This window comes from Ferruginibacter sp. (genome assembly GCF_031430955.1).
Classification (GTDB): Bacteria; Bacteroidota; Bacteroidia; order Chitinophagales; family Chitinophagaceae; genus Ferruginibacter.
In genome coordinates this window covers 1-9,890 of record NZ_JANPCM010000632.1, presented here as the reverse complement: position 1 = coordinate 9,890, position 9,890 = coordinate 1, and the positions used below count along the sequence as shown (strand labels likewise).

Genomic DNA, 9,890 nt, shown 5'->3' with positions numbered 1-9,890 from the left:
TTGATATCAATACTATTTGGTGCGGTACCGATGATGGGTTGATTCATGTTACGCATGATGGAGGAAAAACATGGACGAATGTAACGCCGCCACAAATTACCAGCTGGAGTAAAGTGTCAATAATGGATGAAAGCCATACTGATAAAAATACGGCTTACGCTGCAGTAAATAAAATAAGGTTAGATGATATGAAACCGCATATTTATAAAACTACTGATGGTGGAAAAACATGGAAGGAGATTGTAAGTGGTTTACCCGATGACCCGATAAATGTGGTAAAAGAAGACCCGATAAAAAAAGGATTATTATTTGCAGGAAGCGAAAGAGCGGTGTATGTTTCTTTTGATGATGGTGCCAACTGGCAATCGCTTCGGTTGAATATGCCTGCCACATCTATAAGAGATTTGGTTATTAAAGATGATGATTTGGTAATTGGTACACACGGCAGAAGTTTTTGGATACTGGATGACATTACCTCACTAAGGCAATTAACCAATCAACTCATCAACCAGTCAACTATTTTGTATAAACCACAAACTGCTTACAGGGTAAGATGGAATATGTATCCTGATACGCCGATTCCGCAGGAAGAACCAGCAGGGCAAAATCCGCCGGATGGTGCAGTAATAAATTATTATCTGAACGATAAAGCAAATAATATCAGTTTAGAAATATCAGATGATAAAAATAATATGGTAAGAAAATATTCATCAGCCGATACCATGTATAAAATTGGCGATGTAAATATTCCGCATTACTGGATAAGGCCGCAGCAAATTTTATCTGCCGCAGCAGGCAGTCACCGTTTTATGTGGGATATGCATTATGCACCGTTGAACGTGCCGCCTTCTTATCCCATATCGGCAACGTACATGAACACAGCACCCGATGAAACTTCGCCTTGGGTTTTGCCCGGAATGTACACTGCAAAACTTACAATTGATGGTAAAACAACCACACAAAATTTTGAAGTAAAGATGGACCCAAGGGTACAAACAAGTGACTATGATTTAAAAGATATTCATAGTGTTGCCTATAGCTGTTACAGCATGCGGCAAAAATCGATGGGCATGTTAAACCAGTTGGGTAATCTTCATCTGCAAATAAAAAATAATTTACCCAAAACAAATTCTTCAACATCTAAACAATTAAACAATCTTGACAGCCTTATTACGTTATTAGAAAGAAATACAAGCGGCAGCGATCTTAATAAATTAAATGGAGACGCTGCAAGGTTGTTTGGCGTAATTAACGATAACGATATGCCACCTACTTTGCAGGCAAAAGAAGCGGTAGTAAAAACCCAGGCAGATTTTGCTGTATTGCTGGCAAAATGGGAAAATTTGAACAACGAAATAAAAAAAGTAAATGCAGCTTTAGGTAAAACAAAATTGCCTTTGCTGAAACAATAATTGTTTAAAAAAGTATATTTTTATTTGCTAAATTTTTTTGATGAACAACAATACCCTGCAAATTATTAACCAGCTGTTTGAGATGCAGTATAAAATAAAAGACCTGGGGCAATCAGCAACATTTGAAAGAAATTTTAACCGGTTGAATGCGGCATTTGAAGAAGAAGGATTTTTAATACAGGATCCTACAAACGAAATGTATAACGATGCCCGAACAGATTGTGAAGCCAGTATTGTAGGCAGCGTAGCCGGCAAAATGAAAATTACCAAAACCCTAAAACCCATCATTTATAAAAAAGACGGCAGCACTGTACAACTGGTACAAAAAGCCGTAGTGCTTGTAGCAAAAAATTAAATCAGCAATGAAATCCGTAAACTTCGGTATTGATTTAGGTACCACCAACTCCCTTATTGCCAAATACGAAAACAGCAAAGTGCATGTTTATAAAAACCCTGTGGGCCAAAAAGAAACACTGGCATCGGTTGTAGCATACCGCCCCGACAGGATTTTAATTGGTGATAAAGCAAGAGAATATTTAGCTAAAGATGCCGTAAATGTTTTTGGCGGCTTTAAAAGAAAAATGGGTACCGATGAAAAATATTATGTTGTAAATATTGATGAGAATGTTACGCCGGTTGAACTCTCCACACTAATACTTAAAGAATTAAAAAAATTTGTACCGCCAACAGAAAATATTGAAGCGGCTGTAATAACCATTCCTGCATCGTTCGACAGTATGCAAAGCAACGCCACTTTAAAAGCGGGGCAGGATGCAGGGTTTAAAGAAGTTTTTTTATTGCAGGAACCTATTGCTGCATGCCTTGCTTTTTTTAATGAAACTGCCGTAAAAGAAAAACCGGATGGTTACAGATTGGTGTATGATTTAGGCGGTGGTACTTTTGATGTGGCCTTAATAAAATCTAACCAGGATGAATTAAAAATTGCAGACCACGAAGGCAATAATTTTTTAGGCGGAATGGATTTTGATTTTGCTATTATTGATCAAATTATTGTTCCGCAAATTATTAAACAAACAGGTATAAAAAATTTTGAAGAAGAGTTTCGTGTAAAATATGGCAAATACGAAATGCTGTATTACCAGGTGATGTATTATGCCGAAGAAGCTAAAAAAGAATTATCACAATCACCTGCAACTATTATAGAATTTTCTGCAATACTGGATGATAAAGATGTTGATTTTTATATAGAGATCACCAGGGCACAGGTAGATGAAATATTTTTACCGCTTGTAAACGAAACGATAAAACTGCTGCATAAAGTTTTGGAAAAAAACCGGCTTACTTCAAATGATATTGCCGAAATAATTTTAGTAGGCGGCAGCACATTTTTACCGCAGGTACGGGAGCAACTTTCTTTACAAACCGGTATTGCTTTAAATTATGCTATCGACCCAACAACATCAGTTGCCATTGGTGCTGCATATTATGCTGCCAATAAATATTACGAACCTGCTGCAACAATAATTTCTACCGAAGAAAAAATAGTGGATGATTTATTAGCTACTGTTGATTTTGATACAACCGATATGCAAATTGCAGTTAACTACAGCAGATCATCCAGAGATAAAGAAGAAGTGTTGTTAATTACCTGCAGCGGCGATTACGAAAATAAAACCTGCCGCATTACCAGGGCCGACGGTGGTTTTGATACCGGCTTTGTAAATTTAAAATCGAAGAAGACGGAATTTTTACCGCTGATACCGGGCATGAATAATTTATTTGTTTTAAATGTTTATGACAATAACAGCAATGAAATTATAAGTCTTAAAAAAGAGATCAGCATTACGCAGGGTATGTATAATATCGACGGGCAACCATTGCCGCATGATATTTGTATTGAAGTGGATGATGTAGAAAATAAAACGACTAAGATGGAAGCCATCTTTGAACGCAATTCGCTGTTACCTCAAAAAAGAACTTTGTACAGGGAGATTTCTAAAACAATAAAAAAAGGCAGCAGGGATACCATCATCATTAATATTTTAGAAGGCGATAAAAATTCAAGGCCATCCTCTAACCTTACTATTGGATGTATTGAAATATCAGGTAAAGATCTGCAAACTGACCTGGTGAAAGGTTCTGACATTGAAATACAAATTCATTTAACAGATTCAAGAGTTTTAAATACGGTAGTGTATTTAGTAATGACTCAGCAGGAGTTTAAAAATGTTTTTTCCATTTCGGAAAAACAAATAAATACAGCCCGTTTAAAAGAACAATACTTGTTGCTGGAAAATGAATTGACAGATACCGTAAGAACATTTCAATACAATGAAGATACCGTGTGGGAAATAAAAGCCACCGCACTTTTAGAAGATTTGCAAACGGTAAAAGAAAAATTATTCAAGTTAAAAGATAAAGACAAGTCGGATGAAAAATATATTATTGCCGAAAAAATTACCCGAGCTTCTCAGGATTATGATAAACTGGGTGGCAACGAAAGAATAGCCGGATTGATAGAAGAATATTTTCATGCCAAGGAAGGCATACTTAATGTAATTAACACAGCCGATTTTGAAAAAGAAGAATTGAAAAAACAATTTTCAAAAATTGAACAATCAGAAAGTTCTTTTATCAACTCTAAAAATGTTTCGGTAATAGAAAATAAATTACGCCAGTTAAATGAAGTATACTGGAAAGCATTAAGCAATACTACCAGTTTTTTAATTACCCGTTTTATAGAATATAAAAGTTGTGATGCTGATGAATTTAAAGATTACAATGCTGCAAGATCAATAATGAAAATGGCAGATGCCGCTTTAGAAAAAGAACGCTACCCCGAATTCCGCAGGCATGTGTTCAGTATTTCTGCATTGATAAGAACTGCTAAATTTAATAACCATATCGACTTTAAAGGAACCGGCATTGGCTAATAAACAATACATATCTCCCATACGCTTACTGCAGCATTGTTCTATTGATACCGAAGGTGAAATAAATTTACCCCGGATAAAAAAACAATTGAATGCAGAATTTGGTTTTGCAAAAACCGGCTTTATTGAAGTGGATGGTTACACGTATAATAAAAACGATGTACTGGAAGAAATTGACCAGCCGGATTTTACAGAGCGTTTAAAATACCATCAACGCATTTGGCAAAGCAAAAACATACTTTCCATTTTAGAAGACAATACAGTTTCGCTGTATGATATTAAACACGACTTTGATAAATTTCAAAACGATAAAGTTTTTGACGAATTTTTCTCTCCTTATTTTGCTGCTCCCTTCAATCATATTTCCCGAAGTTTTTTAAACGAAGGGAAACTATATGATCTGTCAACCTTACTTTTATTTGAAGAATTTTTACAACCTGCCGACAGGGAAGAAGCTTTTAAAGCCATCCGCATATTTTTAGATGATAACATTCACCTATTTAAAAATATCAGCGTTGCAAATTATAACAGCTTTCGGCCTAAACTTAAACACTGGTATTCTTCGGGCTGGGATGAATTTGTAAATAATTTACCCGACGATTTTTACGATTATAAAAACGCCATTGCTTTTGATCTGATCAATCTCACAGTAAAAATTCAAAAAACAAATAAGAAGGATTGCAAAGCCATAAGCTCGGGCTTAATTCACTTACAGGGTTTATCAAACAACTTAAGAGAAACTATTTTAAATAACGATTCGGTATTTAACGCCAAAGTGGGTTCGGGTAATTACAGCTGGATGATATGGGTAGGAATTATTTTATTAAAAGTACTCAGCACAGGCGGCTGTAATTAATTAAAAGTTTCAAACAAAAAATATTATCAGGATAATTTAATATCTCAACCCTCCATCAATAATCTAAAAGCCTTTTCAATAATTTCTATTTCAAAATTTTCTGCAGTTGCTGCAGGGTCACCATCAATATGCAGTGGTGCTAATTTGGGGTTTTGTATAATTAATTTTTTGGTTTGAAAATAACCAATATCTGTACGGTGATATTTTTTGTCTTCATAAGGCCGCACTTCTCCTTTGCGGATTTGTTTTATAATATTCCACAGCATCCTCATCTTGCTCATTTTATTTACAATCACAATATCCAGTAAACCATCATGCAAACTTGCCTGTGGCGCAATGGTAAAATTATTACCAAACTGGTTGCTGTTAGCAACGCTTATAAAAAATGCTTCGGTAGTAAAAGGGTTACCATCTACCGATAAACCAAACGGATAAGTTTTTGCAGCAAAGAAATTTTTGGTAGATTGTTTTACATAAGTGGCCAGCCCACGTTTTTGCTGTTGGGCAAAATCATGTGCTACCTGGGCATCAAAACCCAAACCGCACAGCATGCAACTGAATTTTTTATTGATATAAAAACTATCAATGAAAACCGCATTGCCTTTAAAAATAATTTGCAATGCTTTATTTATTTGTTTGGGGATTTTTGCAGCAAATGCCAAACCATTACCGCTGCCCATGGGGATAATGCCAATATTTACAGCAACACCCAGCAATGAACCTGCAATTTGATTTACCGTACCATCGCCACCGCAAATAATAATATCAGTAATTTTTTCCGTTGTAATTTTTTGCTGCAGAAAACTGTAATTGCCTTCGGCATTGGTATGCAAAATTTCGAAAGGAATATTTTTTTCGGCAGTACTTTTTTTAATAATTTCTAAAAGCAGAATTTTTCCTTTTGTGCCGGATATAGGGTTGATAAAATAAATAAATTTTCTGTTCATGTAATTATTTTACCGAAATGGTTCCCATATAAATTCTTTTGCTGGGCATCATCATTCTGTCATCAGCAGGATCAAGCATTAAAAATAATTTTACAGATTTACCTTTTGATAAAAGCGATTTAAGTTTAGTATTGCTAAAAACAAACTGGCCTTTTACACCTGCAGTTTGCGCCACACTTGCAACAGCAATTTCATCGCTGCCAGTTACCTCAAGCGTTTTTTTATATACGGCATTATTAACCTGCTCTCCATTTATTAAAACAGTTAAGTGGCTCATTTTTTTTATAGCTGCTTTTTTTATGGAGCTGCCAGCTGCTGTTTCATCAGATTTTATGGTGTACTCTGCTTTTTTAATTCCGTTGATGCTAACGGTAACAGTGCTTTGAGTATATGCTACAGTAAACATAAATAGTAGTGGTAAAAGTAAAAAGATTTTCATAATAATTTTTTGTTGTACAAAGTTACTTAACAGCAGTTGCAATTAACGTGCCGCTGGGGTTTAAGAAAGTTAAAATAAAACAATAACAGTTAACAATAATCACCAGCGCAACAGTGCACTTGCCCAAGTAAAGCCACTGCCAAATGCAGCAAGGCAAATTAAATCGCCTTCTTTAACCTTTCCCATTTCCCATGCTTCGCATAATGCAATAGGTATAGATGCTGCAGTGGTGTTGCCAAATTTTTGAATATTATTATGCACCTGTTCATCTGATAATTTTAGTTTTTGCTGTACATATTGTGCAATACGTAAATTGGCCTGGTGCGGTATCAGTAAATTTATATCGGTAGTTTGTAAACCATTTGCAGTAAGCGATTCCATAATTACTTCTGGAAATTTTACAATGGCTTTTTTAAAAACCGCAGGCCCATCCATATTAGGAAAATTTTGTGCATTATCAATCATATCGTGGCTCATAAACATTTCTCCCATATCAGCATCATCAAAATCGGCTACTTTATTGGGCAGCCAGTGGTTGGCATGCGTACCGGGATTAAACATTGATAATATCTCCGCACTTTCTCCATCGCTGTGTAAATGTGTACTTAAAATTCCCTGTCCTTCTTTTGTGGTGGGTTGCAATACTACAGCGCCTGCACCATCACCAAAAATTACAGAAATATTTCTTCCTCTTGTACTAAAATCTAAACCAAAGGAATGTTTTTCGCTGCCCACAATTAAAATATTTTTGTACATGCCGGTTTTTATAAACTGATCTGCAATTGAAAGTGCATACACAAAACCGCTGCATTGATTGCGTACATCCAATGCGCCAATTTCTTTCATCTTCATGGCACGCTGCAATAAAACACCGCAACCCGGAAAATAATAATCGGGGCAGATGGTGGCAAAAATTATAAAATCAATATCCTGTGGTGTAATGCCGGCACGTTCAATTGCAATGGTTGCAGCTTCCACACCCATTGTGGTAGTGGTTTCTTCGGTGCGGTGTGCATAACGGCGTTCCTGTATGCCGGTGCGTTCCTGGATCCATTCGTCGCTGGTATCCATATATTTTTTAAGATCGTTATTGGTAAAAACATTTTTAGGAACATAATAACCAATACCTGCAATTTTACTTTGTGGCATACAATCGTTTATTTGTGGAAGAGCAATTTACGGAAAAAAGAGGCCCCATCCTTGAACTGCGTTCGTTCTCTTTGCAGAGAACCCCGGAGGGGAAGAGAAAAGGAGAAGATATTTACGAAGATTGAAAAGGGAATAAATTTTGTGCAGCTCCTTAGGAGCTTAAGGTGGGTAAAAAAATAATGTATGTTTCTCATCGTTCCGCAGGAACGACAGGTGCTTTTTTTGTAAAACACAATTAAAGCTCAATAAAAAAATATTGTTGAAGAGTGTCTTGCCTTAGGCCAGACCAATGAAGTTGAAAAAAGAAATATTGCCGGGCTCAAAAAAAGAAAACTAATTCACCTTTACCATTTCTTTTAAACAAAAATCATCATCATACATGGCATGTACACGGGTTTTGTAATGAAACTCCACACTGTTTCTCAGCTCACTGTTATTAAATATCATTTTAGAAGTAAAATGTTCTATCAACGGTAATAAAGAAAGCATACCATCTTTTAATTTTAATTCGGCAATATAATTGGTGCCTTTAATGGTAATGTTTAAAAATTGCCTCCCTGCAACCGTACTCATAAAAGCTGTGCCGTTTACAGAATCTTTAACCAAAACTTTAAAAGGCTTTAACTCATTTAGATAACCTGTAAAAGCAATATTATATTCAGTATCATTTTTTTTAGTGAGAATTAATTTTACAGGCTCTTCTTTACCGTTGGGCTTTTTTATAAAAGTTGCCCAGCTGCCTAATAGGTCATCTTCTACATAAATGGAAGGGCTTTCATCTAACTTATAGGGTGAACTATAGGGGCATGAACAAAGTAACACACTTAAAAAAAACAACAGGGATATAGTAAATATTGTTTTCATTTTTTACAGAAGGCAGTTAGTTGGCGGAACAATTTATACAAAATTCGTTTTTTATTTTGAGAGTTGCTTTTAAAATTGGAATTATGTAAAAGATGCAGCACTATTTAGCAATAACATAAACTATTTATTTTTTAATACCGCACCTAACCAACCACCAACTTCCATAAACCATGCAATACCTAAGTGAATTATTAAACCTCCCCAAATGCTGCCCGTATTATAACTTATAATACCTAAAAGTATGCCGCCCCAAAAACTGCTGACGGCTTCTGCCATCGGTTTACCCAAATGAATGGTGCAATAAAAACATGCCACAGGTATTATGCAATGAGGGCCACAAATTTTTACAAGTGATAAAATTAAAAAGCCCCGGAAGAAAAATTCAATGCTCACAAAATCGAAACCATAACACAACTCGTACAATACATACCGCCACTTTTGATGGCCCATTTGCAGATTGGTTAAAAATTTTACCTTGGGGTACATACTTAAAAAATCTTTTTGCGTACTGGCAAGCGCCAGCAAGGGAACCATAATAAGCAGCATAATGAGGTAAGGCTTAATAGTATCTAAAGCCCTTGTGCCATAAAAAGGCTGGTTGCTTTTATCTTTTATAAACCAGATAATATAAACAGGAATTAATAAAATAAATACACGGACCACCCAGTTAATGCAGCGCAACCAAAACTGTAACTCATCGCTGCTCCATATTTTTTTTATTGCCGGTTGATGAAAATCGAAATTTACACGAAAAGAAAAAAAAGCAGGCGCTAAAAAAAGTATTATCCAAAACCAGTAATTTTTAAAGTAACTGCAATCTTTACAAAAAAATAGCTGTAAAAAAAATGCTGTGGCAAAAGGTATAAAATATAAAAGCCAGTAACCTGCAAAATTGCTGAACCATGTTTTACCACCGGCAGCAAAGCGGTTTTCTAAAGAATGCCAGTAGTTTAAATAAATAACAGTGCCCAGCAACAGCAGTATCAATAAAAAATAATACAGATTAAATTCCTTATTGTAAAACTCCCTGATGTATTTAAAAACTGATGACAATTATTTTTTTTATAAAGATAACCCAGACAATTTTAATGCATAAAAAAACCCCTGCATGCAGCAGAGGTTATACAATTAGACATTAAAATCATTCTGTAAAGCCTGAGCTTACCGAAGGCGTGTTAGCTATTGCACCGGTTTCGACAAGCTCAACCTGACAAATTTTTAATAAGAAAGGTTTAATGTCTAATTGGTATTAAATATTAAAAGGGAAAGGTTTATTTATATGCGGTCCATATTCTTGTTTCTTTATTAAACATCCAGTACATGCCATTG

The 9,890-nt window shown here is 35.4% G+C and carries 9 protein-coding genes; 4 read left to right on the top strand and 5 right to left on the bottom strand.

Going from position 1 to position 9,890, the window contains the following annotated elements; genetic code table 11:
• The 4 genes from ACY65O_RS17905 to ACY65O_RS17890 form a co-directional block, all read left to right on the top strand.
• On the top strand, window positions 1–1,412 hold a 1,412-nt coding region (locus ACY65O_RS17905; protein ID WP_462222228.1), incomplete at its 5' end, for a WD40/YVTN/BNR-like repeat-containing protein.
• Window positions 1,413–1,452: 40 nt separating this feature from the next.
• Window positions 1,453–1,767: a hypothetical protein gene (locus ACY65O_RS17900; protein WP_462222227.1), complete on the top strand. Its 315-nt coding sequence runs from the start codon at window positions 1,453–1,455 to the stop codon at window positions 1,765–1,767.
• Between the two features lie 7 nt (window positions 1,768–1,774).
• Window positions 1,775–4,306: an Hsp70 family protein gene (locus tag ACY65O_RS17895; protein ID WP_462222226.1), complete on the top strand. Its 2,532-nt coding sequence runs from the start codon at window positions 1,775–1,777 to the stop codon at window positions 4,304–4,306.
• Window positions 4,299–5,162 carry a hypothetical protein gene (locus tag ACY65O_RS17890; RefSeq protein ID WP_462222225.1) on the top strand — a complete coding sequence of 288 codons (864 nt, stop codon included), beginning with the start codon at window positions 4,299–4,301 and terminating at the stop codon, window positions 5,160–5,162. The genes ACY65O_RS17895 and ACY65O_RS17890 overlap by 8 nt, the downstream gene beginning before the upstream one ends.
• Window positions 5,163–5,206: 44 nt before the next feature.
• On the opposite strand, the gene ACY65O_RS17885 is transcribed toward ACY65O_RS17890, so the two are convergent.
• From ACY65O_RS17885 to ACY65O_RS17865, 5 genes are all read right to left on the bottom strand, one after another.
• On the bottom strand, window positions 5,207–6,109 hold the full coding sequence (locus tag ACY65O_RS17885) for a diacylglycerol/lipid kinase family protein (RefSeq protein ID WP_462222224.1): 903 nt from the start codon (window positions 6,107–6,109) through the stop codon (window positions 5,207–5,209).
• Between the two features lie 4 nt (window positions 6,110–6,113).
• On the bottom strand, window positions 6,114–6,548 hold the full coding sequence (locus ACY65O_RS17880; RefSeq protein ID WP_462222223.1) for a hypothetical protein: 435 nt from the start codon (window positions 6,546–6,548) through the stop codon (window positions 6,114–6,116).
• 99 nt (window positions 6,549–6,647) lie between these two features.
• Window positions 6,648–7,697 carry a 3-oxoacyl-ACP synthase III family protein gene (locus ACY65O_RS17875; RefSeq protein WP_462222222.1) on the bottom strand — a complete coding sequence of 350 codons (1,050 nt, stop codon included), beginning with the start codon at window positions 7,695–7,697 and terminating at the stop codon, window positions 6,648–6,650.
• A 333-nt stretch (window positions 7,698–8,030) separates the two neighbouring features.
• The gene (locus ACY65O_RS17870; RefSeq protein WP_462222221.1) at window positions 8,031–8,561 is read right to left on the bottom strand and encodes a hypothetical protein; all 531 of its coding nucleotides are present in this window, start codon (window positions 8,559–8,561) and stop codon (window positions 8,031–8,033) included.
• A gap of 120 nt (window positions 8,562–8,681) precedes the next feature.
• Window positions 8,682–9,614: a CPBP family intramembrane glutamic endopeptidase gene (locus ACY65O_RS17865; protein ID WP_462222220.1), complete on the bottom strand. Its 933-nt coding sequence runs from the start codon at window positions 9,612–9,614 to the stop codon at window positions 8,682–8,684.
• Between the last annotated feature and the right edge of the window lie 276 nt (window positions 9,615–9,890).

Bases quoted from the DNA above. Each gene is read 5' to 3' on its own strand.
- ACY65O_RS17880 (WP_462222223.1), bottom strand. From the start codon at position 6,548: ATGAAAATCTTTTTACTTTTACCACTACTATTTATGTTTACTGTAGCA.
- ACY65O_RS17895 (WP_462222226.1), top strand. From the start codon at position 1,775: ATGAAATCCGTAAACTTCGGTATTGATTTAGGTACCACCAACTCCCTT.
- ACY65O_RS17900 (WP_462222227.1), top strand. From the start codon at position 1,453: ATGAACAACAATACCCTGCAAATTATTAACCAGCTGTTTGAGATGCAG.
- ACY65O_RS17885 (WP_462222224.1), bottom strand. From the start codon at position 6,109: ATGAACAGAAAATTTATTTATTTTATCAACCCTATATCCGGCACAAAA.
- ACY65O_RS17870 (WP_462222221.1), bottom strand. From the start codon at position 8,561: ATGAAAACAATATTTACTATATCCCTGTTGTTTTTTTTAAGTGTGTTA.
- ACY65O_RS17875 (WP_462222222.1), bottom strand. From the start codon at position 7,697: ATGCCACAAAGTAAAATTGCAGGTATTGGTTATTATGTTCCTAAAAAT.